The following is a 25,792-nucleotide window of genomic DNA, read 5'->3' on the forward strand; positions in this document are numbered from 1 at the left end:
CCGCTTTCATGTGGGTGATCCACACGCACACTCGCTGACCGGTGCGGCAGCTGCTCAGGCGCACTCGCTCTTGCGCACTCGCTCTTGCGCACTCGCTCAGCGCGTCCGCCGCAGCCGCCTGTCCATGCACGCCAGACGCACGGCCGCCTCCACGAGGAAGGCGCGGTCCGGCTGCCGCCATTCCGGGCCCAGCAGCGCGTCGACCCGCTGCAGCCGCTGGGTCACGGTGTTCACGTGGAGGCTCATGGTCTCCGCCGTGCGACGGAGGTTCCGGCCGCTGCGGAAGTAGGCCTCCAGCAGCTCCAGGACACCGCCGGCGGCGGGCACGGGCCCCAGCACGGAGTCCACGAACGATTCCAGGGAGGCCCGGTCGGAGCCGAACAGGCGCGCATAGGGCTGCAGTTCGCTCAGCTCCACGAGTTCGGCCGACCATCCGAGAGCGTCCACGACCCCCAGCAGTGCGGCGCACTGCCGGTGCAGGGAGCGGATCCGCGCACGGGCGGGACCCTGGCCCGGACCGTCTGCGGCGGCAGGTTCCTCCTGTGCCGGCGTGCCCAGAGACGCGCAGACGGCCGAGACCGCGCTCTGCTCACCCAGCAGGCGCACGAGGGTGACGCTCACCCGCTCCGCAGCGGCGTGGGGGGCGAGGACGCACAGCATCCCGCCGTGCATCCCGGCGAGGACCCCGGCACCGCCGCCCGCTTTCGCAGAACCCCGTCCGCCCGAGGTGCTGCTCATCCGCACAGCGCCCGCACCCGCGACTGCTCCCACACCCACGCCTGTGCTCATGCCCGCACCAGCGCCCGCGCCCGCATCGAGGCTCGCAGCGATCCGCTGCAGCGCCGGAGCCGGTCCGCGGAGGAGGAAGAGACGGGCGACCGCGGACAGGGGCAGACCTGCCGCCGCGAGCCGCGCCTCGGCCCCGTCGTCCACCGTGCCCGAACCCGCTTCCGGCAGGCCGGGCGCAGGATCGTTGAGCAGATCGGCCAGCAGCCGGTCGCGCCGCCGGTCCTCCTCGAGGCGCCCGGCCGATTCCAGGAGCCAGGCGAAGCCGCAGATCTGCGCGCCGTGAACCATCGTCTCCTCGTCGAACGGAGGGACCTCCTCCTCGCCGCCGCGCCGCACATACAGCCGGAGGCCTCCCAGCCGGCGGATGTCCATGACGATCACGGCCTCGGCCTCCGCCGACTCCGGCAGGGGCACGCACACGGCCCCGGCGCGTCCTCGGCTCTCACGCGCGTCGTCAGCGCGGGCATCGCCCAGATGCCTCTCGCCACGATGCTCACCAGCATGCCCACCGAGGTGCCCGGCGGAGCGCCCGCCCGACCGTGCCTCGGGCCCCGAGCCGGCCTCTGTCCCGCCGCTGTCGGCGAGCACCGCTCCGGACTCCTCACACAGCACCAGCCGCCGGCCCGTGCGCGCAGCGAGGGAGGCCAGCACCTCATGCACGCCCGCACCGGCCAGCACGGCGGCGAAGAGGCCGTCGACGGCGTCGAGCACGCGGCGCTGCTCACGGAAGTAGCGCTCCCACGCCGTGGCCTGCGCACTCGCCTCGTCGCCGTGACGTGCCAGATCGCCCAGCCGCATGGAGCGCAGCAGCGCGATCGCGGCGTGGTCGGCCAGGGCGGAGAGCACCGCGATCTCCTCGGCCGTGTAGACATGGCGGCGGCGCGTGCCCACGAAGAGCACGCCCAGCACCGTCGAACCGCTCAGCAGCGGCACGCCGAGAATCGAGACGACGCCCTCACGAGCCACTGCGTCATCCATGGCCGCCGAACGCACCAGCCCGGCTTCCTCGAAGTAGTCCACCACTGCCTGCGGACGGCGGCTCTGCGCGATCCGGGAGGCCAGACCGATCCCCGTGGGCACCGGCAGCCGGGCGAAGTCCGGCTGCGTGACGCCGCGACTCGCGCGGACGCGGAGCTCGCGGGTGTCGGGGAAGTACTCGGAGAGGTAGGCGATGTCCGCCTCGACGATGCCGTGGGCGGAGCCCACCAGGCGGCTCAGCGTCTCGTCCGCGGAGGTCGCGTCCGCCAGCGCCCGCGCGCTCTCCGCCACGGCGCGGAGCTCACGGCTGCGGTGGCGCAGCCCGGTGACCTCGTCCTGCGCGTGGCCCAGCTGCTCCGCGAGCCAGCCCAGATCGGCCTCGGCGATGCCGAGGCTGCGGGCCGCCTCCCGGAGGCGCTGGGGGTCCGGTCTCTCCCGGTGCACCGCGGAGGCGAGGAGCGCTGCCGCCGCCGAGGCCGCCTCACCGGGGAGACGCGCCCCACCGACCGCCGCCTCACCGCCTGCCGTCTCGCTGGCCGCCGCCTCACTGGCCGCCCTCTCACCACCCGCCGGCACCTCGCCGGCCGGACCCGCCTCACCGGCAGCCGTCTCGCCGGCCGGCGACGCCTCGCCGGCCGCACCCACCCCGCCGGAAGCACCCGCCTCACCGGCAGCGCCCGCCTCCGCTGCCCGAGGCGCCCCCTCCGCGGCGCCGCCCTCGGCCGCTGCTGTCCCGCTCACGGCAGCAGCAGGGTGAGCGCGTGGATGAGCGTGCCCACCAGTGCGCCGATGACCGTGCCGTTGATCCGGATGTACTGGAGGTCCCGGCCCACGTAGAGCTCGATGCGGTCGGAGGCCTCCTTGGCGTCCCAGCCGGCGATGGTGTCGGAGATGACGGAGGCGATCTCCCCGCCGAACGACTCCACGAGATCCCCGGCGGTCGTGGCGATGCGCGCATCCAGGCCGGCGGCGAACTCCTCGTCCGTCGTCATCCTCTGTGCAGCCTCCGCCAGCAGGCGGCGGACACGGGCCTGCACCTCACCGGTCTCGTCGATCACCGCCGCGCGCAGCAGGCGCTTGAGCGAGGCCCAGACCTCCAGCACGGCGTCGACCACACCCGGCTGGGTGAGCAGCTCGTCCAGCACGTTCTCCGCGCGGTCGGCCAGGGAGGTGGGTGTGCGGAGGTCGTCCGCGATCTGCACGAGCCAGGAGTCCAGAGCCTGCCGGGCACGGTGGTAGCGGTCGTCGCGGACCTCGGCGATCCAGGACAGCACCTCGCGCCGGAGCCGGCTGGAGACCACGTCGCTGAGGAAGCGCGGTGCCCAGTCCGGGGAGCGCTGCTTGACGATCTCGTCGATGACCTGCGGGTTCGACTCCAGCCAGGAGTGCGCCTCCCCCACCACCAGGTCCACCAGCCGGTGATGGGCACCGTCGTCCACGACCTCGCGCAGCAGCATCCCCAGGGCGGGCGCCTTCCGGGTGGCGACGAGCCGCGGCACGATCACGTCGCGGGTGAGGGCCTCGATGTCCTCGTCGGAGACGCGGGCCAGCACGTACTCGAGCCCCTGCCCGGCGCGGCGGACCACACGGGTCTGGTTGCCCTCCTCGGCCAGCCACTCCCCCGCCCGTCTGGTGACCTGGGCGCTGAGGATCTTCTGCGAGACGGTGGCCGACTGCAGGAAGTTCGCGGCGACGAACTCGGACAGGCTCCGCCCCAGCGTGTCCTTCTTGCGCGGGATGATCGCGGTGTGCGGGATGGGCAGGCCGAGGGGGTGCCGGAACAGCGCCGTGACGGCGAACCAGTCCGCGATCGCGCCGATCATCGCCGCTTCGGAGGCCCGTGCCACGAACCCCCAGACGCCGGTGAGGTCCGTGAAGAGGTGGACGAGGAGGAACACGAGGGCGGCGAAGGCCAGCAGCCCCGTGGCGAAGGTGCGCATCTTCCTCAGGGCGCGGGCGCGCGCGGCGTCGTCCGCCTCCGTGCCCGCGCGCGCAGGCACGGGCACACCCTCCGGTGCTCTCTCACTGCCAGATCCGTTCGTCACGCCTCAAAGCTACCGTGCCCGAGGCCGCAGACACCCTCAGCCGCACCGCCCGGCGTGCGACGTGTCCCCGTGAGGATTGTGAGGCCTGTGCGGGCTGTGCGGGCTGCCGCGAGCGAGCTGAGGAGCGAAGCGGCCGCGGCGGGCCCCGCGGGTCCGGCGGGTCCGGCGGGTCCGGCGGGTCCGGCGGGTCCCCCGGCTCCGGAAACGCGAATGCCCCGTCCGGAGCCCTGAGGCTCCGGACGGGGCATTCGATCCGTGAGGACCGGGCGCGATCGCTGAGGATCAGGCCTTGCCGATCACCGTGAACTTGGCGTTCGCGGTGATCTCGTCGTGCACGCGCACGATGGCGGTGTACGCGCCGGCGGCCTTCACGTGGCCGGGGAGGGCCACCTGACGGCGGTCGAACTCGTGACCGGTCGCGGCGGTGATCGCCTCCGCGACGAGGGCCGGGGTGACGGCGCCGAACAGGCGTCCGCCCTTGCCGGCCTTCATCTCGATGCGGGAGGTCGTCCCCTCGATCTTCTCCTTGAGGACGATCGCCTCGTCGCGGTCGGCGATCTGGCGGGCCTGGCGGGCCTTGCGGAGGGACTGGATCTCCTTCTCCGCACCCGGGGTCCACGGACGTGCCCAGCCGCGGGGGATGAGCAGGTTGCGTGCGTAACCGGCCTTGACCTCGACGACGTCACCGGCGGCGCCGAGACGGTCGACTTCCTGATTGAGGATGAGCTTCCTGGTAGCCATTGTTCTCTCCTCCTATCAGCGGTTCGAGCTGGTGTAGGGAAGCAGAGCCATCTCGCGGGCGTTCTTCACGGCCTTCGCGATGATGCGCTGTTCCTGCACGGTGACACCGGTGACGCGACGGGCGCGGATCTTGCCGCGGTCCGAGATGAACTTGCGCAGCGTCGCGGTGTCCTTGTAGGTGATGGTTGCGGCTTCTCCGCGCTTGAGCGGGTTCGCCTTCTTCTTGATGGGCTTCCGGGGATCCGGCTTTGCCATGATGTGCTCCTGTTAAGCGATGAAGGAAGATGCTGAGCGATCAGAACGGGGGCTCGTCGTTGGCCGGGGCTCCCCAGCCGCCGCCCTGCTGCGGGTTCGACGCCGCCCAGGGGTCGTCCTGCGGGGGACGGCCCTGCCCCTGCTGCGGGTTGGCACCCCAGCTTCCGCCCTGCGGAGCGCCTCCCTGCTGTCCACCGAATCCGCCCTGCTGGCCGCCGTAGCCGCCCTGACCGCCGAAGCCGCCGCCCTGCGGGGCGCCGCCGGGCTGGCCGCCGCGGTTGCCGCCGTAGCCGCCACCGCCGCCGCGCTCATTGCGCGTGACGTTCGCGGTGGCGAAGCGGAGGCTGGGGCCCACCTCGTCGGCGTCGAGCTCGAACACCGTGCGCTTCTCGCCCTCCTTCGTGTCGAAGGTGCGAGCACGCAGGCGTCCCTGCACGATGACGCGGGTGCCGCGGGAGACGGACTCCGCGACGTTCTCGGCCATCTCGCGCCAGGCGCTGCAGCGGAGGAAGAGCGTCTCGCCGTCGCGGAACTCGTTCGCCTGGCGATCGAATGTGCGCGGCGTGGAGGCGACGGTGAAGTTCGCAACGGCGGCGCCGTTGGCGGTGAACCTCAGCTCGGGGTCCGCGGTGACGTTCCCCACGACGGTGATGATCGTTTCGCCTGCCATTTCGACTCCTCAGCTCCTTGGATTCTGTGTAGTTCTGATCAGGCGCGTGACGGTCCGGCCGCCGCGCACGCGGTCACTTGGCGTCGGAACGGAGGAACTTGGTGCGCAGGACGGACTCGTTGAGTCCGAGCTGACGACCGAGCTCCTTCACGGTGTCCGGCTTCGCGCCCAGATCGACGACGACGTAGTAGCCCTCGGTCTTCTTCTGGATCTCGTAGGCGAAACGGCGACGGCCCCAGATGTCCACGTTGTCGACGGTTCCGCCCTCAGCGGGCACAACCTTCAGCAGCTTCTCGATATCGGCGCCCAGCGAGCGCTCATCGAGTTCCGGGTCAAGGATGAGCATGAGCTCGTACTTACGCATCTGTCACCCACCTCCTCTGGTCTCAGCGGCCATGGTCTGTCCATGACAGGAGGGTTATGCGTGGCTGCCTGCCACCCGCGGCGCGGGCACAGAGCAACCGCACCAGTGTACATGGCTGAGCGCCGCGGCGGGCTCCACCGGTCTGTGATCTGGATTCCGCGGAACCTCGATTCCACAATTCGACAGAGACCTCGGCTCATCCGCTTCGCCGGAAGAGCTCGTCGAGGGCGAAGGCCGTGACGAGCGCCAGGCTCAGGAAGCGCAGCAGGGTGAAGAGGGACATCCAGGTGTCGGCGAGGCCGGTGGAGGCGTCCACGGCGGCGGCGTCCGCGAGGTGGGAGGCCAGCGCGAATCCCAGCTCCGCGAAGAACCAGACCGCGTGGACCCAGAGGTACGGGACCATGAGCGCGGCGAAGGGCACGAGCCACAGGGAGAGGGAGGTCGACGAGCCCGGTGCCACGATGACGGAGAAGCCCAGCATCGCCGTGAGGGTGAGGGCGGTCCGCCGCATGTGCGCGCGTTCGTCCGCGGCTTCCATGGCACGCAGCGCCGTCCTGTCCGGCAGGTTCGAGGACGGCTGGTCCTCCGGATCGCCGGCTGCCGCGGACCGGGCGCCCTCCCCGCGGAACGCGCCCGAGGCCGCCTCCTCCCGCGGCCCGGAGGCGGCCTCGGGCGCGGTGAGTGCGGTGTGCACGGGCCGGTGCATGGAGCGGGAGATCGCCAGGGAGGCGAGCGCCACCAGCCCGAGGCCCCACACCACCAGCAGACCCGTGGTGAGGGTGGTCGCGTCGCTCCAGTCCTGGGCGAGCGCGATCGAGGCGAGGGAACCGCGGTCGATCGCGTCCGCGAACCAGAGTGAGAGACGGCCGGGCAGCCGGCCGTCGGCCAGGAGGATGAGTCCGGTGAGCAGCGCGAAGCCGGCGAGGACGAGTGCGGCCTGCCCGCGGTCACGGGAGGTGCCGAGCAGCACGGCCAGGAGCACGACGAGACCCAGCGGTCCGGCCGCGGCGGCGAGCGCCAGGAGCGCTCCGGCTCCGACGAGGGAACCGGTGGAGCGGCTTCCCAGCAGGAGCACGCACGCCCACACCGCGGCTGCGACCCCCACGGGCTCCAGCGACTGCCCGATGCTGAAGACGATGACCGGGGACAGGAAGCCCACGGCGGCCCAGGAGGCCCCGTGGCCTGGGAGGCCCAGCCGGCGGACGAGGACGAGCATGCCCGCGCCCATCGCCGCGAACGCAGCGGAGTTGAGCACCAGCAGGATCGCCATGCCCTCCGCCGGGGCCGCACCCAGGGCGCCGGAGACGGCGACGGTGAACCAGTAGGTGAGCAGGGAGAAGCCGGGCAGGCCGGAGGAGATGGCACCCGGCGCCTGCGGTGCGGCCTCGCCGAGGAGGGAGAGCGCAACAGGAGACGAGCACATGCGGAAGGAGGCGCGGGGCAGTTCGTATCCGCCGGACATGCACGGTGCCTGCAGGAGGAGGCCCACCAGGACGCTCAGGCCGAGGACGCCCAGGAGCGCCCACGAAGCGGAGGCCAGGCTGCGGGCGTCCGGCCGGGCGAAGCGCTGAGCGCCGACCGTCCCCAGCAGGGGGGCCGCGAGGCGGGCGGGGGCCGAGCGGTTCAGTACGCGCACCGAACCGGGTGGGTCCGAGGGAGCGGAGGCGGTTCGCTCCGTCTCCGTCTGCAGCCCGCCCGGCCCCTGCGGCGAAGCGGATCCCTGGGGTGAGGTCGTCATGCAGTCAGCGTAGAGGAAGGGACGGACGCAGCCGCGCTCCCACACGGGCAGGAGCACAGCGGGGCAGGCGTACGCGGGGCGGATGCGTGCAGGGCGAATGCATGAGACGCACACTGCCCGGGCACACAGCACAGCACGCAGAAGCGGCGGGATCGATCACAGTGATCGGTCCCGCCGCTTCAGTGCTGACCGCTGGGACTCAGCGGCTCACCTCGGGTGACTCAGAGGCCGGGAACGCTCTGGCCCCCGGTGCCTCCGCTGCCGGAGCCTCTGTCTCCGTTGCCGTCCGGCTTCGGGTTCTCCGGCTTCGGCTTCTCGGGCTTTTCCGGCTCCTCTGGGGGCTTCGGCTCGGGTGGGTCCACCTTGGGCGGGTTCGTCGCCGGCGGGTCGATGCCGCCCTCGTTGTCGTCGCCGTCGCCCTCGTCACCGTCGTTCCCCTCACCCTCGTCCGGCGGCGGGGAGTTCTCGCCGTCGTCGGAGTCGTCGTTCTCATCGGGTTGCTGCGGCCGCTGAGGCTGCTGCGGCTGGGGCTTGGGAGGCGGCGGAGCCTGGTTGGGCACACCGGAGTCGTTGCTGGGCTTCTCCACCTCCGGCAGCGGACCCCGTTCCGGGAAGTCCTCCACGGGCATGTCCTCCATCGCCTCGATCATGTAGTTCGTCCACGCCTGGGTGGGGAACGAACCACCGGTGATCGAGGCCCGCCCGCCGTAGATGCCGATGTCCATCGGGCGTCCGTCCTGGTCGGCACCGAAGATCGAGACCGCGGTGACGAGGTTGGGCGTGTAGCCGGCGAACCACGCGGACTGCGACTGCTGCGAGGTGCCGGTCTTGCCGGCGGCAGGGCGGCCCAGGTTGTTGGCATAGCTGGCAGAGCCGCCCGTCACCACATTGCGCAGCGCGTAGGAGGTCTCCGCCATGACGTTCTCGTCGAACTTCCGCTCGCCCTTCGTGTCAGGTTCGTACACCACCTGCTCATCAGGGTTCGTCACCTTCTCCACGGAGTGGGAGGTGTGGCGGATGCCGTTGGACGCGAAGGTCCCGAAGGCGTTCGCCATCTCCTCCGTCGTGGGGCTGGCCGTGCCCAGCACATTGGAGGCGTTGCTCTCCAGACCGTAGCCGGGGATCGGGTGGTCCTCCGGGTTCTCCGGCAGACCGGCGCGCGTGGCCACGTCCACGGTCTTCTCCGGCCCCACCTCGATGTTGAGCTGGGCATAGGCGGAGTTGATCGAGGACTGTGTGGCCTTGAGCAGGGAGACCGGACCATAGGACGCACCGCCGAAGTTGCGCGGCGACCAGGGGGCACCGCCCTCCGGCCGGAAGGTCGTCCCGCTCTGCCCCGTGAAGTAGTCCGTGAGACGGTAGCCGTTCTCCAGGCCCGCCACCAGAGTGAAGGCCTTGAAGGTCGAACCCGCCTGCGAACGCTCCTGCGTGGCGGAGTTCAGCGCCCGCTCCAGGTAGTCCTCGCCGCCGTACATCGCGACGATGCCGCCGGTCTTGGGATCGATCGAGGTGAGCCCCACGTGCTGGTTCTCGTTGCGCTCCGGCAGCTGGTCCACCGCATTCACCGCAGCGTCCATCTTCTTCTTGTCGAAGGTCGTGACGATGTCGAAGCCGCCGCGGGTGATCTCCTCCTCCGTGAGGCCGCCGGGCCCCTTGAGCTCGTCGAGCACATGGCTGAGGAGATAGCCGTTCTGTCCCTTGAACTGGTTGTTGGCCTTGGCTTCCTTCACGTCCGGGAACTCAGCGGCGTCCGCCTCCTCCTGGGAGATGTAGCCCAGCTTCACCATGCTGTTCAGGACGTAGTCGAACCGGTCCGAGTACTCCTCGGGATTCTCCGCGGGGTCAGCGGCACCGGGCCGCTGGATCATCGCGGCGAGGAATGCGCTCTCCTCGAGGTCGAGCTCGCTGGCCGGCTTGTCGAAGTAGTTCTGGCTGGCCACCTCGATGCCGTAGCTCTGCCGCCCCAGGAAGATCGTGTTGAGGTAGTTGGCGAGGACCTCGTCCTTGGTCTGCTCCTGGTCGATCTTCAGCGCGATGAACATCTCCTTGACCTTGCGGTCCAGGGAGTGCTCGTTGGTGAGGTAGAAGTTCTTCACGTACTGCTGCGTGATCGTCGAACCGCCGCCGGCGTAGTCGTCCGTGATCACACCCCACACGGCACGCGACAGACCCTTGAGCGAGATGCCCCGGTTCTCGTAGAAGGACTGGTCCTCCGCCGCCACGGCCGCATGCTGCATGTACTCGGAGATGCCGTCGATCTCCACGCTGCGCCGGTCCTCGACCTTGAAGGAGCCCAGCTCCGTCTTCCCGTCGTTGTAGTAGACAGTCGAGGTCTGCCCCGCGGCCTCCGCATTGGGCTCCGGCACATCCGTGACGGCATAGCCGATCCCGAACGCGCCCAGCCCCAGCGCCACGAACAGCAGCACCGCCACGGCCCAGTGGCGGAAGCCGGGCACCCAGCGCCGCCAGCCGCTCCTCCCCTTGCGGGGATAGTCGGCCGCACGCGCCACACTGCCGAAGAACCCGGTCCCTGCCGCCTTTCCGGCAGAGGCCTTGCCGGCGGCAGACTTGCCGCCGGCTGCCTTCCCGGATGAGCTCTTGCCGCTGTGATGGCGACCGGCCGATCCTGAGTGCCTGGGTGTGGTGGGTGGGGTCACGGAGTCCTCCGCATCGGGCGTGTATCGGAACGAGAACCGTCCCTTGCTTCGCGCTCCTGCGACGAGCGCCGCATCCCATGTTCGCACGGGCGGCGCGACCTCCGGGGCCCCGCAGGAGACCGGCCTATTCTCGCACCGCAGTTTGTGAGCGCTCTGAGCCCCGCCTCACCGAATACCGGTGAGGCGGGTGTCCCGGACGCGCACTCCGTATGACCGCCCGCAGCTCAGCCCTTCAGCGAGGGGAAGTCCGTATCCGCCCACTCCCGGGCCTCGGCGACGGGGGTGGTGCCGCCCACCGCGGCCCTGCTCTCCGGCATCGGCTCTCCCTCGTGCAGCTCGCGCTCACGCGCACGCAGCTCCACCCGCCGGATCTTGCCGGAGATGGTCTTGGGCAGATCCGTGAACTCGATCCGGCGGATCCGCTTGTACGGCGCGAGGTTCTCGCGGCAGAAGCGGAGGATGTCCTCGGCTGTCTCCGCAGAGGGCGCGAACCCGCCGCGCAGCACCACATAGGCCTTGGGCACGGCCAGCCTGACAGGGTCCGGGGAGGGGACGACGGCGGCCTCGGCCACGGCCTCGTGCTCGATCAGCACGCTCTCCAGCTCGAACGGCGAGAGCCGGTAGTCACTGGCCTTGAACACGTCATCGGCACGGCCCACGTACGTGAAGACGCCGTCCTCGTCCCGCGTCGCGACGTCGCCGGTGTGATACACGCCGTCGGCGAAGGCCTCGGCCGTGCGCTCCTCATCCCCCCAGTACCCCAGGGTCAGCCCCACCGGGCGCGGATCGATCCGCAGGCAGATCTCGCCCTCCGTGGTCTCCTCACCGGTCGCGGGGTCGATGAGCACGGGCTCGTAGCCGGGCATCGCCACGCCCATGGCCCCCGCTTTGCCCCTGAGTCCCGGCGGGTTGCCGATCTGCAGCGTGGTCTCCGTCTGGCCGAAGCCGTCGCGGATCGTCACGCCCCACTCCCGCTCCACGATCGCGATGACCTCCGGGTTGAGCGGCTCGCCGGCGCCCAGAGTCTTGGCCGGCGGGTTCTGCAGGTGCCGCAGATCCGCCTGGATGAGCATGCGCCACACGGTGGGCGGCGCGCAGAAGCTCGTCACCCCCACCCGGTCCATCGTGTCCATGAGCGCGAGCGCATCGAACCGCGCATAGTTGTAGAGGAAGACGCAGGCACCCGCGATCCACGGCGTGAAGATGTTGGACCAGGCGTGCTTGGCCCAGCCGGGCGAGGCGATGTTGAGGTGGATGTCGCCGGGCTCCAGACCCATCCAGTACATCGTCGACATGTGGCCCACGGGGTAGGAGACGTGTGTGTGGGCGACCATCTTCGCCTTCGAGGTGGTGCCCGAGGTGAAGTAGAGGAGCAGCAGATCGTCCGCCTTGGTGGTCCCCTCGGGGACGAAGGACTCGGACTGCCCGTCCGCGGCGGCGTAGTCCACCACGGCCACCTCCGCGCCCGAGGCCGTCCGGGCTGTGCCGGGCGCCTCCGGGGACCCTGCGCCGGCCTCGGCCGCTTCCGGACCCACGATGATCCGGGCGACCGGATGCTGCACGGAGTCGAACTTCGCGGCGTCCGCAGCCGCCGCGACGACCACGTCGGCCTCACCGCGGACTGCCCGGTCCTCGAGATCCGCGGGCCCCAGCTGAGTGGTGGTGGGCAGCAGGACGGCTCCCAGCTTGATGCCCGCGAGCATGGTCTCCCACAGCTCCACCTGGTTGCCCAGCATGACCATGACGCGGCTGCCGCGGGTCACGCCGGCGGCGCGGAGCAGATTCGCGACCTGGTTGGAACGGCACCGGAGCTCGTCGTAGGACCACTTGCCCTCACGGCCGTCGGACTCCACGATCCACAGGGCCGGTGACTCATTCCCCTCGGCGAGCGGGTCGAACCAGTCCAAGCCGAAGTTGAACTCCTCGAACCGCGGCCAGCTGAAGGCGGCGCGGGCCTGCTCCACATCGAGGCGATGTTCAAGCAGCACATCGCGTGCAGCACGGAACTGCTCAGTCACGGACTCTGTAGGGGCCATTCTGTTCTCCTTCGAATTCGCGGCCGATCCGCCGCGCCCAGCACGCCGAATCCGCACACAAACCTATCAGCAGGAGGTTTCCGCGCAGTTACACGGCGGTGTGAAGGCCCTCAATCCTGCTTGTCGAACCATTCGCGGAGCCTGCGGGCGGCCTCCTCCTCACCGAGCACGCCCTCCTCCATCCGGAGCTCCAGCAGGTACTTGTAGGCCTTCCCCACCAGAGGTCCCGGGGTGAGTCCCAGCAGCTCCATGATCTGCTCGCCATTCAGCTCCGGACGGATGGAGTCCAGCCGCTCCCTGTCCGCGAGCTCCGCGATGCGGCGTTCCAGGTCCTCGTAGTTCCGCGCCAGGCGCTTGGCCTTGCGCTGGTTGCGCGTCGTGACGTCCGCACGCGTGAGGACGTGCAGGCGGCTGAGCAGCTCACCGGCGTCCGTGACGTACCGGCGCACGGCGGAGTCCGTCCACCCGGCGTCGCCGTAGCCGTAGAACCGCAGGTGCAGCTCCACCAGCCGCGCGACCTTCCTGGTGGTGTCCTTGTCGAAGGTGAGCGCCTTCATCCGCTTCGCCGTCATCTTCGCGCCCACCACGTCGTGGTGGTAGAAGGTCACAGCACCCCCGGGCTCGAACCGCCGGGTGCGCGGCTTGCCCACATCGTGCATGAGAGCTGCGAAGCGGACCACGAAGTCCGGGGAGGTGAGCGGGAATGCCGGGGCGGCCGGGGCCTCGGCGGCGGGCTCTGCCGGTGTGCGCTGTGCCTGTGCCGGGGCTGTCTGTGCCGAGGCTGCCTGAGTAGGGGCTGTCTGTGCGGGCACTGCGTGAGTTGGCTCTGTTCGCACACCCTCCGCCTGCGCCTCGGCCTCACGGCGGGCATAGACCGCCTCGAGTTCCACGGCCTGGTCCAGCACGGTCAGTGAGTGCTCGTAGACGTCCTTGTGGCGGTGGTGCTCGTCCTGCTGATCCCGGAGAGCGGCGAACTCCGGCAGCACCACGTCCGCGATCCCGCTGTCCACGAGCAGCTCCACGCCCGCCCGCGGACGGACGCCGCAGATGAGCTTGGTGAGCTCCTCCTTCACCCGCTCCGCGGAGATGATCTCGATGCGCCCGGCCATCGCCGTCATCGCCTCGCGCACCTCGGGCGCCACGTCGAAGCCCAGCTGGGAGGCGAAGCGGGCCGCACGCATCATGCGCAGGGGATCGTCGGAGAACGACGCCTCCGGGGTGCCGGGCGTGCGGATGACGCGGGATTCGATGTCGCGCAGACCGTGGTGCGGATCGACGAACACACGCCCGGGCAGGCGCACGGCCATCGCGCCGATGGTGAAGTCCCGGCGGACGAGGTCCTCATCGAGGGAGTCCCCGAACGCGACGACGGGCTTGCGGGACTCCGGATCGTACTGCTCGGCCCGGTAGGTGGTGATCTCGATGAGGTAGCCGCGCTTGCGCAGGCCGATGGTGCCGAACTGCTTCCCGATCTCCCAGTGCGCATCCGCCCAGGGCCTGATGAGGGCGAGGATGTCGTCCGGACGGGCATCGGTGGTGAAGTCGAGGTCCGGCATGTCCCGGCCCAGCAGGGCGTCGCGGACGGATCCGCCCACCAGTGCGAGCTCGAAGCCGCGGGCGGAGAACATCTCCCCCAGGGGGTCGAGGATGTGGGACAGGCCGTCCAGCGCATCCGCCATCGTCACGTGCGCCTCTGCTGCGAACACGCAGCCACCTCGCTTCTGTCTTCCTCGTGCATGTGGGACCTTGTGCGGGTGCGGTGTGCGGCCGCGCCGTCTCCCGCCGGCAGCGCGCTTCCCGCAGGCAATGTGCTTCCCGCGGACCACATGCGCCACGCTTTCCACGCGCGCCACGCTGTCCACCGCCTCCGGCACCCGAATGCCCAGCAGAGCGAACCCGCGCTGAGCCCGGCCAAGTTTACCGTCATCGCGCCGCGCCCGTCCGTCCTCCGGTCAGGCCCGCGCTTCACCGCCCTCTCCCCGCCCCATCATTCTTTCTGCGCCCCGCCACTCTGCCTGCGCCCCGCCACTCTGCCTGCGCCCCGCCACCCTGCCTGCGCCCCTTCCGGAAGTTACGTCTGCGTAGCGGCCGTGGTGAGCGGCCGCTACGCAGACGTAACTCAGGGGGCTGCGCGTCCAGGGGGCTGCGCGTCCAGGGGGCTGCGCGTCCAGGGGGCTGCGCGTCCAGGGGGCTGCGCGTCCAGGGGGCTGCGCGGGTCTCAGGGACGGGCGAACCCGGTCACGGGTGGTGAGGGCTGCGGGAGAGGAGGTAGCGCGCGATGCGGGCCTCCGCGGGGTCATCTCCCTCCGCCATCGCTGAGAGCACGCCGTCCACTGCCTCTCGCGGCAGCTCCCCCAGGGCCTGCACCAGGCGCAGACGCGCGGCTCCGCGGGGAAGGCTCTGCGCGTGCCCGAGGACCGCCGCGACCACGGGGAAACCCTCACGCGCCAGTCCGCCCAGCACCTCTGCGGCCTCCACGTCCCTCTCACCTGCGAGGACAGCAGCGATGAGAGGATCGACGGCCTCTGTCCTCCCGCGCGCCGCGAGCGCCAGCGCGAGGGAGGTGCGCACGCTCAGATCCGCCGCGGCGACGCGGAGCTCTGCGAGGAGCAGTTCCGTCACCGCCTCCCCGTCGAGGATCTCGAGCGCACTCACGGCTCGGCGGCGCCGCTCGCCGTCCTCGGAGCGCAGCGCCCCGCGGAGGAGCCCGAGGACGTCCTCTTCCGTTCCTTGTGCTGCGGGGCGCACGGCCGCATCGTGCGCGGGCAGGTCCTCGGCTTCATGGCCCTCCGCACCTGATGCACCCGATGCACCCGGCTTCGGATCGCCTGCGACCGGAGGACCCCCACGCGTCTCATCCACACCCTGCGGCCTCCGGTCCGGGCCCCGCGTGGCCGTCTCATCCGCACCCCGCGACTCGACCTGTCGCAGGGCCCACCGCAGAGTGCCGGCGACGTTCGTCTCATCCTCGGCGAGGAACGCCTCGACCAGCTGCGCAGGACTGAACGCCGTCAGCGCAGGACCGGACTCCGCCCTCGCAGCGGCATCCAGCAGCACACGCTGACGGTCGTGCGGATGCGGCGACTGCAGCGCCCTGAGCAGTCCGACGACGCCGAGCACGTCCTCCCACCCGGACGGTTCCGCCGCGGCGATCCCCTGCAGCCGGCGCAGCAGCTCCTCCTCCGCCGCGATCCGCTCCCGGGTACGCCGGATGAGATCCTCCACCGTCGCAGCGGGGGCGAAAGCGGGATCCTCCAGGGCACTGGAGACCTCACCCAGGCTCAAGCCGAGCGCCCGCAGGGCCTCCACGTGCAGGATGCGCCGCAGATCGCCGTCCGAGTACTCCCGGTATCCCGCCGAGGTCCGGGCCCGAGGCCGCACCAGCCCCAGCGCGTCGTAGTGCCGCAGCATCCGCACGCTCACACCGGAGAGCGCGGAGACCTCGCCGATCCTCATCTGCCGCTCCCCCTCGTCATCCCTGCTCTCTCTGCAGCCTCTGGTCACCCGGCACCCGGCACCCGGCACCCGGCACCCGGCACCCGGCACCCGGCACCCGGCACCCGGCACCCGAGGTCAGTCCACCGCAGCTCCGCCCTCCGCGTCCACCCCCATGACGGACACGCGCTTGGCCTCCTCGAGGGCCTCGGCGAAACCCATGTCCGGGTCGCGCCGCAGAGCCTCCGTGGCGAGCGCGTGGGCGTGCACCCGCTCTGCACCGTGCACCCGATCTGCCCGGTGCGCCTGCTCTTCACCGTGCGCCTGCGCCGCGTTCTGCCCCAGGCCCGCATCCTGTGCGAGGCCCACATCGCTCGTGGATCCCGGGGCCTCCGTCCGTGCGATGACGTCCTCCACCGCCGCGACCGAGGCCTCCCCGAGGTCCACGAGCGCACGGCTGAGGCTCCGCTGCACCTCGAGTTCGCCCCGGCCGAACTGACCGGCCAGCACACGAGCCAGAGCCGAGCGGTCCTCCTCGGGAGCGAGGACGACGGCGGCGCGCCAGGCGGCGCGGGCCACCTCGTCGTCGGGGTCGGTGAGATGGGACTCCCGCAGTGCCGGCCACGCCGAGGCGTCGCGGATCTTCGAGAGCGTGTGCAGCGCCTGACTGCGCGCCTGGGCCACCGGCGAATCCAGCTCGGCGAGCAGCAGCGGCACCACGGCCTCGGCGGCATTCCGGGTGAGCGCCCAGGTGAGCATGTCGCGGACGAAGAAGTCCGGTTCCGTCTCGCAGCGGCGCACCAGCACCTCCGCGTCACCGGGTTCCGGTGCGGTCCCCGCCTGCAGTGCAGCCCGCAGGCGCGCCGAGGCGTCCCCCGTGCTGAGCGCCCTCTCGAGCCGCGCCTGCCGGTCCGCCGGCACCTGCCGGTCCAGCTGAGTCTGTCGCTCCACGACGACCACCTCCTGCGGACAGCCTCGACCCTCACACAGTGTGAGGGTCAACCTCTCCGTGGAGGCACCTGAACTGGAGGAGGCATCCTCACCGAAGCACCCGCCACGACCACGTGCCGGTCGCAGCGTCCCCGCCTGTCACATCCCCGCACCAGCCACACTTCCCGCACCACCCATTCCAGCCGCACCACCCATTCCAGCCGCACCGCACGCACCAGCCGCATCACCCGCATACGCAGTCAACCATCATTGACGTCTCATGAATCGTCATCTACGGTTGACGCCATGAGCACGACAGCACGCACGGCACTCGACCTCGCCGACGACGGTGAACCCCTCGCGGAACTGCGCCGCATCCGCGAGGCGCAGCGGGCTCTCGCACGGGCAGAGGCGGAACAGGTGCGCCGCGCCCGCGCTCGTGAGCACTCATGGCAGGCGATCGCCGCCGCCCTCGAGATCTCCAAGCAGGCGGCCCACAAGCGCTACGGCAGGCGCTGACCGCCTCCGCCCGTCCCCCGGCGCGCCACCTGCGCTCATGTCCGGCGCCCGTTCCCGCCGGACCGCTCCGCGTCCCAGGAACTCCTATGCCGCTTGGATAGAGTGGAGTCATGTCGCGACCCATGCCCAAGCCGGGGCCCTTCCCCGTGCGCACCTCCACCACGGAGGAGACCTCCGCGGGGGGCATCGTGGTCGACTTCGATTCCGCGGAGCTCAACGTCGCGATCATCGCGCGGATCAACCGTGCAGGACGTCTGGAATGGTGCCTGCCCAAGGGCCACCTCGAGGGCGACGAGACCGCCGCCGAGGCCGCACGCCGGGAGATCGCCGAGGAGACCGGGGTGTCCGGCAGCGTGATCGCACCCCTGGGCAGCGTCGACTACTGGTTCTCCGTGTCCGGCAACCGCATCCACAAGGTCGTGCACCACTTCCTCCTGCGCGCCACCGGAGGCACCATCACGGTGGAGAACGACCCGGACCAGGAGGCCGTGGACGCCGCCTGGTTCCCGCTCGATCGGCTGGGCGAGACGCTCTCCTTCGCCAATGAGCGGCGCATCGTCGCGGCCGCACGCTCCCTCATCCCGTCCCTGCCGCCCGAGACACTCCGCTGAGCACGTGATCGCAGCCACCCCTCCGCCCCACGGCCCCCGGCGCTCCTCCCCTCTCCCGCCCCCCTCCGCGGCAGAGGCGCCTCTGCCACGCCCGCACCGCCGCCGGTCGCATCCGTCCCCGCCGGCCGGTGGGCGGCGGGCCCGTGCACTGGCGCGGATCAGTGCGAGCCTCGCGTCTCTCGCGCTGGCTGTCGGCACCGCGGCCTTCGCAGCGCCTGCCCAGGCCGCTCCGGAACCCTCGGACTCCCTCGCGTCCGACGCCCTCGCTGCCTCCGAAGCCCCCGATGGCGCCGCCGCCTCCAGTGACATGGATACGGGCACGCAGGGGACTCCCGAGGCCTCGGCCGCAGCGGACGAGGACGAGAACGAGCCCACCGGCAGCGTGCAGGTCCGCATCGACTCCGTCTCTCCCTGGGTGGACAGCGACGGAGCGCTGGAGGTGACGGGCCAGGTCGTCAACGGCACGGCCGACCCCCTCGCTCCGGAGTCCCTCACCCTCTCCCGGTCCTCACAGAAGATCAGCGCCCGCACGGACATCGCCGCGTGGACGGAGGACCAGGACTCGCCGCTCCTCATCGCCTCCTCCGAGGACACGGACGGCGGGGACGCGGACGGCGGGGACGGAACCGGCGCCTCGGGCGAGGACGGCGCGGACGAGTCCTCCGGAAACCGGGCGGGCTCCCCCGCCTACGAGGCCCCGGAGCTCCCGAGTACGCTCGCCCCCGGCGACAGCCATGACTTCTCCTTCACCGTCCCGGCGGACCGGATGAAGCCCGCCGGCTCGGCGATCGACAGCTGGGGCGCACTGGGCCTCGTCGTCACCCTCACGGCAGAGCAGACGCAGGGCGCGGGCGGGACGGACACTCCCGGACAGACGGACGCCCCGGAGCCGGCCGAGGGCGCGGAGCAGTCCGATCCCGCCGAACAGACCACCCCCGCGACCACACCGGTGCAGCAGACGGCCCCCGCCTTCACCGTCTGGCATCCGGATCCCGGGGTGGACCCCACCGTCGTCTCCACGGTCCTCCCCGTCACCCTCGACGCGGTCCCCGCGGACGGCGGCCCGCTCCTGGAGGCAGAGGTCCTGGAACGCGCGGCGGACCCCTCCGCCCGAGGCGCCTTCGCCGGTGCCCTCGACCGCTCGCTCACGGCCGCACGGGAGCTGGACGACGCCGCACTCGCCGTGGACCCGCGCGTGCTGGCCTCCGCCCGTGCCGCCCTCGAGCTGCCGGAGAACGAGCCGGAAGCCCCTGCGGACGATCCGACCGCGGAGGCCCCGGCCTCGGCGGGACAGGACGGAGCGCGCACGCCGGGGGCCTCACCCTCGGACGACGGACAGTCCGGTGACACCCCGCCCGCGGACACCCCGACGGAATCCGGTGCGGCCTCCCTCGAGGGCACGGACGGCCCCGGTGCACAGGAGGCCGAGGACGAGGGCGCCGGGGACGGGCAGGACGACGGCACCGGGGACGGCCCCTCGGCGGATGCCACGGAGGAGGCACCCGATCCGGAGGCCGCGGCGGCACGCCTCCCCCGCCTCGCCGAGTGGTACGCGGAGTTCACCGAGCTCGCCGCGGACCGCGAGGTGCTGCCCCTGCCCTGGGCGGACGCGCACGTCACAGCGCTCCGCTCGCAGGCCTCGGCGGCGGAGACCTCTGCGGAGGAGCAGGCACGGTCCGTCCGCGGGCGCACGGCGTCCGCTGCCGCGGACGAGGCGGCGCAGCTGGCGGACGGCCTCGGCGGCCTCCTGGACCAGGCGGACACGGAACGGGGCCTCACGGGTCCGCTCGCGGACAGCCTCCGCACGGACATCATGTGGCCGGCCGCAGACACGGTGCGCCGGGCGGACCTCACGGCCCTGGCGGAGCAGGGCGGGCAGACGCTCATCCTCTCCGACGCCCAGCAGCCCTCCATCACCTCCTACACGTCCTCGGCCTACTCGACGATGGACACGCACGGGGACCCGCAGTCCGCGTACGCACCGCCCCCGGACGCGGAGCCGGGAGACCGGTCGGAGCAGGGAGGTGGCGCGGACGGCGCCACCCGCATCCTCAACACCCTCATCGCGGACTCCGGGCTCAGCGAGACGGCGGCCGAACAGGCACGCGGACGCCCGCGCGCACCCGGTGAGGCACTGGCGACGTCCGCCGCGATCACGGCCGAGCGCCCCTTCGACTCCCGCCACATGCTCCTCACGCTCCCCCGCGAGGCCGCCGGCCCGGACCTCCCGCAGCTGGCGAAGGAGCTGAGCAGCGCGCCGTGGCTGAGCTCCGAGTCCCTCGACAGCCTCGCGGAGACCGAGCCCGTGGCACGTGGTGCGCTCGTGGAGCCCTCCGCGGACCAGGAGAGCGCACCCGGCGCGCAGCAGGCGCAGAACCTGCTCACGGATCTGGGGCGCTCCTACGGCGAGGGCGAGGCGGCCTCGGCGGTGTTCACGGACGAGACCGAGGCACGCCGGGACATGGCACGTTCCCTCCTCACCTGCACGGGCACGGAGCGGATCGAGGCCCGACGCGCCGGCGATTCCGGGGACGCTCCCGCCGGCGGCACGGACACCCGGGCCGATGCCGGGTCCGGCTCCGAGACCGACTCGCCGTCAGGCACGGACGCCTGCTCCGAGCGGACCCGAGGCTGGGTCGCCGCGCTGGCCGGAGGCGTGCGCCCGGAACCGGGGTCCTCGGTGCTGCTGGTCACGGGCGAGCAGGCCCACATCCCCGTCCGCGTGGAGAACACCACGGACCGCTCCGCCCGCGTCCGCCTCCGGGTGGAGGCCGGGACCCCGCAGCTGAGCACCGAGGAGTCGGAGCCCCTCACCCTGGGCCCCGGGGAGGCGCGCAGCGTGGAGGTGCCCGTGCGCGGGCTGGCCAACGCGGACGTCCGTGCCCACGTCCGGGTGCTGAGCATGGACGGCACACGGATGCCGCAGTCCACGGAGCTGCTGGTGAGGGTGCGTGCGGACTGGGAGAACACCGCCACGCTCGCCGTCGGCACCGCGCTGGCCCTCGTGCTGGTGTTCGGCCTCGTCAGGACCATCCGCCGCGGCAGGCGTAAGATCCCCAAGAGCCAGCTCGACGCCGCCGTGGCACGGGCACAGAGCTGATGCCGCCGAGGCCGCCCGCACGGCGCCTCGCGCAGGGCCTCCTCCAGGAGCCCCTGCTGACCACCGCTCCCCGATGTTAGGAATCACGTGGCCGAGAACCGGCTGAGCTCACTCGCCAAGTCCTCCTCCGTCATGGCGGCGGGCACGCTCGTCTCGCGCATCCTCGGCTTCGTCAAGGCCGCCATGCTCATCGTGGCGATCGGCGTCGCCGTAGGAGGCACGGCGGACGCCTTCGACGTGGCGAACAAGATTCCGAACACCCTCTACATGCTGCTCTCCGGCGGCGTGATCAACGCGGTGCTCGTTCCACAGATCGTGCGAGCGGCCAAGCGGCCGGACGGCGGCAAGGACTACATCGACCGGCTGCTCACCCTCGCGATCCTCGCCCTCGCCGCCGTGACGATCGTCGCCACGCTGTGCGCACCGCTGCTCATCCGGCTCTACTCCTCGCCCGCGTGGAGCGACGACCAGCGCGCACTCGCGGTCGCCTTCGCCTTCTGGTGCCTGCCGCAGATCTTCTTCTACGGCCTCTACACGATGCTCGGCCAGGTGCTCAACGCGAAGTCGAACTTCGGTCCCTACATGTGGGCGCCGGCCCTCAACAACGTCATCTCCATCGCGGGCCTGGGCGTCTTCATCGCCCTGTTCGGCCGCGGCGACAACGGCGAGCATCCGGTCGTCTCGTGGGACGGCACGATGATCGCCGTCCTCGCCGGCTCCGCGACTCTGGGCGTGGTGGGGCAGGCGCTCATCCTGCTCTGGCCCCTGGCGAGGATCGGCTACGTCTGGCGTCCCCGGTTCGGGTTCCGCGGGGTGGGGCTGGGCCGGGCGGGGCACGTGGCCGGCTGGGCCTTCGGCATGATGCTGATCGGCCAGCTCGCCTTCGTCGTCACCTCGCGCGTGGCCTCGACCGCCACCTCGGACGGCACCGAGGCGAGCGCCTCGAACGCCGCCTACACCACCTCGTACCTCATCTTCATGCTCCCGCACTCCATCGTGGCCGTCTCACTGGCGACCGCGCTCTTCACCCAGCTGAGCACCTACGCGGCGGATCGGGACACACAGTCGGTCCGCTCCTCGCTCGGCCTGGGCCTGCGGCTGGTGGGCTTCGTCAACGTCTTCGCGATGTCCGGCCTGATGGCGCTCTCCGTGCCTGCGGCCATGGTGATCACCGGCGGCGGTTCGATGGCGAACGCGCAGGCGCTGGCACCCGTCGTCGTGACGATGCTGGCCGGCCTGGTCCCCTTCAGCGCCAACTACCTCCTGCAGCGGGTGTTCTACGCCTACGAGGACGCGAAGACCCCCTTCTGGGTGCAGGTCCCCGCCACCCTCGTCACCGTCGCCGGCGTGCTCTGTGCGGGCGCCTTCCTGCCCACCACCTGGATCGTCGCCGGCATCGGTCTGGCGATGAGCTTCGGCTACCTGGTCTCCACCGTGCTGTCCGCGGTCATTCTGCGGAAGAGGCTCAGGACGCTGCAGCTGGGCCGCGTCTTCTTCGCCCACGTGAAGTTCCTCCTCGCCGGGATCGTCGCAGGCTGCTCCGGCTTCATCGTCCTGCACTTCCTGGGGGCGGGCGCCTACTCCACCCTGTTCAGCGCCCTCGTCACCTGTGTGCTGCTGGCAGGCGGGATGCTCATCCTCTACGTCGTCGTCTGCTACGTGCTCCGCGTCGAGGAGCTGCAGCAGATCCTCGCCACCGTCCGGTCCAAGCTGCGCCGCTGATCCGCGCAGCGGGTGACTGTGCTCGCGTGCCGTTGCAGGACGAGCGGTATCAGCGCAGGCGCCCCGACAGCAGGTGGCCGTGGCCGCCTGCCGTTGCAGGACTGAGACGCACCTGTGGTCCTTTCGTGACAGTGTCTCTGAGGCTCCGCCAAGGGACCGCCGATAGACTGAGCAGGCTGTTCCGGGTGCCTGTGGAGTGGGCGGAATCGACAGCCGGAACGCCGGACGCAATCAGGAGGAACGTCAGTTGAGGATTGAGCGCGGAGCGGTCATCGCAGACAGATACGTCGTCTCCGCCATCGAACGCCCCTGGCTGGCCGACCGCCCCGACGCCGGTGTCGTGTGCCTGGCACTGGACGCGATCCTCGACGATCCCGTCATCCTCTACGCCGCCGCACCGGAGCTCGCCGGCGACCTCATGGACACCGGACGGCGGCTCGCCCTCATCAGCGATCCCCGTGTGCCGGACGTGCTGGACGTGGGAGAGGGCTCGACGGAGGACGGCGAGGACGTCGTCTACGTGGTCTGCTCCCGCACCGCGGCCACCTCGCTCGCGGAGATCCTCAGCGCCGGACCCATCGACGCTGCCCCCACCCGCGCGATCGCCGGCGAGGTCTCCGAGGTGCTCGTGCACGCCGCCCGCCGGGGCCTCCACCACCGCTGCCTGGGACCGGAGTCCATCGGCATCACCCGCGACGGCGACGTCGTGGTGCACGGGATCGCCATCGACGCCGCGCTCTCCGAACTCGCACTGGACCTGGCCCCGCAGACCGATTCCACGGCCCTGCGCGAGGACGCCCTCGCCGTCATCGACATCCTCTACGCCTGCCTGACCGGCATGTGGCCCAAGCCGGAGTCCCGCGCCGGGCTCCCCGCCGCTCCTCGCAAGAACACCCGGGTGGTGGACGTGGAGACGCTGCGCGCGGATCTGCCCGAGGACCTCTACAGCTTCATCACCGGCGTCACCTCCCGCACCGACCCCGGGCCCCGCTCCCCCGGCGAGATCGTCCGCTATCTGCGGGAGTGGGACCGCGACTCGCTCATGCAGCTGGAGGGCTCCCCGCTGCCGGACGAGGAACTCTTCGCGGAGGGCGCCGCCGGAACGGCCTCTGCCGACGGAGACGCCTCCGCCCGGGCGGGCGCGGTCGACGACGCCGAGGCGAACGCACCGGAGGGAGACCGGGAGAAGGCCTCCGCAGCCGCCGCGAGCACGCCCGGAACGCCGGCACCGGGTGCCGGTGCCGCCGCTGACGGCCACCGGTCCGAGACGTCTTCAGGGAGCGCGTCCTCCGGCGACACGGTCGCCGGTGCCGGCGACGCCTCGGGAGCGGGCGAGACGGCGAGCACCTCCGCCGGCTCCGGTTCCGTGGGTGCCAAGCCCACGGCCAACACGGGCCGCCCCCGCTCCACCACGGGGATGGGCGCGTCCGGTGCCCGCCCCACGGCTGCGGCCGCGCCTCCCCGGCCGGCCCCCGCACCGGCACCGTCCAAGCGCAGCGCCTCACCCGCGCAGATCCAGGCGGCTCTCGCCCGGATCGGGATGACGCGTCCCGGCGTCTCCGGCTATTCCGCCGGTCGAGCGGACGGGGTGCACACCAAGCTGGACGAGCAGATGCAGATGCGTGAAGCCAGCGTCTTCCCGCTCTCCCCCCACCAGCTGGCGGAAGCGGAGACGGCGGAGTGGGATCCGGAGGACACGATCTCCGAGTACTCCGGGCTGGCCGAACAGGAGTACGACCGCAATCTCACCGCTCCCATCATGAACCGCGAAGAGCTGTTCACGGAGAACCTCGAGACCCAGCAGATGCCCGTGGTCACCGAGGACATGACGGTCGATTCCGAGGCGGACGGAACCGCACCCGTGTCCGCAGAGAGCGGCGACGGCGAGGAGGCCGCTGACGGCTCCTGGTTCCTGGGCGGCATGTTCACCACGCGCGAGGAGGAGCTGGAGCGCCAGCGCACCGCTTTCGAACGCGAGCGGGCGCGTGAGCGCCGGCTCAACGAGGAGGCACGCGAGCGCGCACTCGCCGCGGAGCAGCGCCGCGACCGGCACCGGAAGGCGACGGCCGCAGCTGCCGCGGCGCAGGCACCTCGGACGGCAGACGGTGATTCGCACACCGGCACCGGCGGCGAGCCGCAGGCCAAGGCTGCGGCAGGGTCAGAGACAGAGGCTCATCCCGGGGATGGAACACCGTCCGGTGCGCAGGCGGCGGCAGGGTCAGAGTCCGCCCCGACCGCGCACTCGAACTCTGCGCAGGACGCAGCGGCGGCACAGGATGCACCTGCCGCAGGCGGCGCAGCAGCGCCGAGTACCGCCACCTCGCAGAACTCGTCGCAGGATGTTCGGAGCGCGGAGCCGGCCGGTCCACGGAAGTCGGCAGGACGGCCCAAGACGCAGCACTCCGCGCAGGAGCAGACCTCCGGCACGCCTGATCGTCCCGGCGCCGTCAGGCTCGCGGCCGGAACGGGCGCAGGTGCGGCTGCAGCTGCCGGCGCCGGCTCTCCGTCCGGCCCGGCGCAGAACGGCGGTGGAGCGGCGGCAGCGCCGGCGGCTCCGCAGCAGCCGCGGCGACGCCGGGGGGCCATCGTCTGGACGGTGATCGGTGCGATCCTGCTCATCGGCGCCGTGGTGTTCGGCATCATCGCGGTGAGGAACCTCAGCAGCTCCTCCGAACCCCAGCCCAACCCCGCACCCACAGCAGTGCCCTCGCAGGCGCCTTCACCCAGCGAGGAGCCGTCCGCGGAACCGGAGGGCCCCGCACCCGCCATCGATTCGGTGACGGACCTCGACCCGGAGGGCGACGGCTCGGAGAATCCCACCGCGGTGGACAACGTCCTCTCCGATGACGACAGCCAGTGGCAGACGGACCGCTACAACTCGGCGGCGTTCGGCAGCCTGAAGTCGGGCCTCGGCCTCGGCTTCGCGCTCGAGGAGGAGGCATCCGTCTCCTCCGTGACCATCGACTCCCCGGACCAGGGCTCCACGGTGGAGATCCGGGTGGGCGACTCCGACGATCCGGAGGATGCGGAGACCGTCGGTGAAGCCCGGCTCGACGGCGGCTCGACCACGGTGGAGCTGGACGAGCCCCAGACCGCCGAGTACGTCTTCGTCTGGTACACGGAGCTCGCACCTGCGGGTGAGGGCTACCGCGGACAGATCACTCACGTCGAGATCGACTGATGCGCCTGCGCGGTGCTCAGC

The 25,792-nt window shown here is 71.5% G+C and carries 17 protein-coding genes; 5 read left to right on the top strand and 12 right to left on the bottom strand.

The annotated features are described in order from the left end of the window. Positions 1-96: 96 nt before the first annotated feature. The 12 genes from ABD240_RS06995 to ABD240_RS07050 all read right to left on the bottom strand — a co-directional run bounded on the left by ABD240_RS06995 (position 97) and on the right by ABD240_RS07050 (position 16,659). Positions 97-2,508, bottom strand: coding sequence for a GAF domain-containing protein (locus tag ABD240_RS06995; protein WP_344336536.1), 2,412 nt, complete (start codon positions 2,506-2,508; stop codon positions 97-99). Continuing rightward, positions 2,505-3,812 (bottom strand): DUF445 domain-containing protein, encoded by a 1,308-nt coding sequence (locus ABD240_RS07000; protein WP_291792037.1) that lies wholly within the window; start codon positions 3,810-3,812, stop codon positions 2,505-2,507. Before ABD240_RS07000 ends, ABD240_RS06995 begins: the two co-directional genes overlap by 4 nt. 282 nt (positions 3,813-4,094) lie before the next feature. Continuing rightward, positions 4,095-4,553 carry a 50S ribosomal protein L9 gene (gene rplI / locus ABD240_RS07005; RefSeq protein ID WP_291792035.1) on the bottom strand — a complete coding sequence of 153 codons (459 nt, stop codon included), beginning with the start codon at positions 4,551-4,553 and terminating at the stop codon, positions 4,095-4,097. 15 nt (positions 4,554-4,568) lie between these two features. After that, a complete protein-coding gene (rpsR, locus tag ABD240_RS07010) occupies positions 4,569-4,808 on the bottom strand; it encodes a 30S ribosomal protein S18 (protein ID WP_291792033.1) in 240 nt (79 codons plus the stop codon). Between the two features lie 40 nt (positions 4,809-4,848). Beyond that, complete coding sequence (locus ABD240_RS07015) at positions 4,849-5,478, bottom strand: single-stranded DNA-binding protein (RefSeq protein WP_291792030.1); 630 nt, start codon at positions 5,476-5,478, stop codon at positions 4,849-4,851. A 73-nt stretch (positions 5,479-5,551) separates the two neighbouring features. Continuing rightward, complete coding sequence (gene rpsF / locus ABD240_RS07020; protein ID WP_291792028.1) at positions 5,552-5,842, bottom strand: 30S ribosomal protein S6; 291 nt, start codon at positions 5,840-5,842, stop codon at positions 5,552-5,554. Positions 5,843-6,038: 196 nt separating this feature from the next. Further along, positions 6,039-7,580, bottom strand: a complete 1,542-nt coding sequence (locus tag ABD240_RS07025; protein WP_344336540.1) for a hypothetical protein — start codon at positions 7,578-7,580, stop codon at positions 6,039-6,041. A 221-nt stretch (positions 7,581-7,801) separates the two neighbouring features. After that, entirely contained in the window at positions 7,802-10,237 is a 2,436-nt protein-coding gene (locus tag ABD240_RS07030) for a transglycosylase domain-containing protein (RefSeq protein ID WP_344336542.1), read from the bottom strand. A 224-nt stretch (positions 10,238-10,461) separates the two neighbouring features. Beyond that, positions 10,462-12,273 carry an AMP-binding protein gene (locus ABD240_RS07035; RefSeq protein ID WP_344336543.1) on the bottom strand — a complete coding sequence of 604 codons (1,812 nt, stop codon included), beginning with the start codon at positions 12,271-12,273 and terminating at the stop codon, positions 10,462-10,464. Between the two features lie 110 nt (positions 12,274-12,383). Next, on the bottom strand, positions 12,384-13,979 hold the full coding sequence (locus ABD240_RS07040) for a tRNA nucleotidyltransferase/poly(A) polymerase-related protein (protein WP_486303407.1): 1,596 nt from the start codon (positions 13,977-13,979) through the stop codon (positions 12,384-12,386). Between the two features lie 532 nt (positions 13,980-14,511). After that, positions 14,512-15,729, bottom strand: coding sequence for a MerR family transcriptional regulator (locus ABD240_RS07045; RefSeq protein ID WP_344336545.1), 1,218 nt, complete (start codon positions 15,727-15,729; stop codon positions 14,512-14,514). Positions 15,730-15,846: 117 nt separating this feature from the next. Continuing rightward, complete coding sequence (locus ABD240_RS07050; RefSeq protein ID WP_344336546.1) at positions 15,847-16,659, bottom strand: HEAT repeat domain-containing protein; 813 nt, start codon at positions 16,657-16,659, stop codon at positions 15,847-15,849. 285 nt (positions 16,660-16,944) lie between these two features. On the opposite strand from ABD240_RS07050, the gene ABD240_RS07055 reads away from it, so the two are divergent. The 5 genes from ABD240_RS07055 (at position 16,945) to ABD240_RS07075 (ending at position 25,771) form a co-directional block, all read left to right on the top strand. After that, a complete protein-coding gene (locus ABD240_RS07055; RefSeq protein WP_291798713.1) occupies positions 16,945-17,157 on the top strand; it encodes an AsnC family protein in 213 nt (70 codons plus the stop codon). A gap of 110 nt (positions 17,158-17,267) precedes the next feature. Next, complete coding sequence (locus ABD240_RS07060) at positions 17,268-17,768, top strand: NUDIX hydrolase (protein ID WP_344336549.1); 501 nt, start codon at positions 17,268-17,270, stop codon at positions 17,766-17,768. Then, complete coding sequence (locus ABD240_RS07065; protein WP_344336551.1) at positions 17,701-20,868, top strand: DUF6049 family protein; 3,168 nt, start codon at positions 17,701-17,703, stop codon at positions 20,866-20,868. The genes ABD240_RS07060 and ABD240_RS07065 overlap by 68 nt, the downstream gene beginning before the upstream one ends. 87 nt (positions 20,869-20,955) lie before the next feature. Beyond that, positions 20,956-22,590 carry a murein biosynthesis integral membrane protein MurJ gene (gene murJ / locus ABD240_RS07070; RefSeq protein ID WP_344336552.1) on the top strand — a complete coding sequence of 545 codons (1,635 nt, stop codon included), beginning with the start codon at positions 20,956-20,958 and terminating at the stop codon, positions 22,588-22,590. A gap of 247 nt (positions 22,591-22,837) precedes the next feature. Beyond that, complete coding sequence (locus ABD240_RS07075) at positions 22,838-25,771, top strand: protein kinase family protein (RefSeq protein ID WP_344336554.1); 2,934 nt, start codon at positions 22,838-22,840, stop codon at positions 25,769-25,771. Positions 25,772-25,792 lie beyond the last annotated feature (21 nt).

Origin of the sequence: Brevibacterium salitolerans (assembly GCF_039531405.1) — a bacterium.
In the GTDB taxonomy this organism is placed as follows: Bacteria; Actinomycetota; Actinomycetes; order Actinomycetales; family Brevibacteriaceae; genus Brevibacterium; species Brevibacterium salitolerans.

What these genes read in the sequence shown, in the direction of transcription:
- rplI (WP_291792035.1), bottom strand. Translation starts at nt 4,553, where the DNA reads ATGGCTACCAGGAAGCTCATCCTCAATCAGGAAGTCGACCGTCTCGGC.
- rpsR (WP_291792033.1), bottom strand. Translation starts at nt 4,808, where the DNA reads ATGGCAAAGCCGGATCCCCGGAAGCCCATCAAGAAGAAGGCGAACCCG.
- ABD240_RS07015 (WP_291792030.1), bottom strand. Translation starts at nt 5,478, where the DNA reads ATGGCAGGCGAAACGATCATCACCGTCGTGGGGAACGTCACCGCGGAC.
- rpsF (WP_291792028.1), bottom strand. Translation starts at nt 5,842, where the DNA reads ATGCGTAAGTACGAGCTCATGCTCATCCTTGACCCGGAACTCGATGAG.
- ABD240_RS07025 (WP_344336540.1), bottom strand. Translation starts at nt 7,580, where the DNA reads ATGACGACCTCACCCCAGGGATCCGCTTCGCCGCAGGGGCCGGGCGGG.
- ABD240_RS07035 (WP_344336543.1), bottom strand. Translation starts at nt 12,273, where the DNA reads ATGGCCCCTACAGAGTCCGTGACTGAGCAGTTCCGTGCTGCACGCGAT.
- ABD240_RS07045 (WP_344336545.1), bottom strand. Translation starts at nt 15,729, where the DNA reads ATGAGGATCGGCGAGGTCTCCGCGCTCTCCGGTGTGAGCGTGCGGATG.
- ABD240_RS07055 (WP_291798713.1), top strand. Translation starts at nt 16,945, where the DNA reads ATGAGCACGACAGCACGCACGGCACTCGACCTCGCCGACGACGGTGAA.
- ABD240_RS07060 (WP_344336549.1), top strand. Translation starts at nt 17,268, where the DNA reads ATGTCGCGACCCATGCCCAAGCCGGGGCCCTTCCCCGTGCGCACCTCC.
- ABD240_RS07065 (WP_344336551.1), top strand. Translation starts at nt 17,701, where the DNA reads ATGAGCGGCGCATCGTCGCGGCCGCACGCTCCCTCATCCCGTCCCTGC.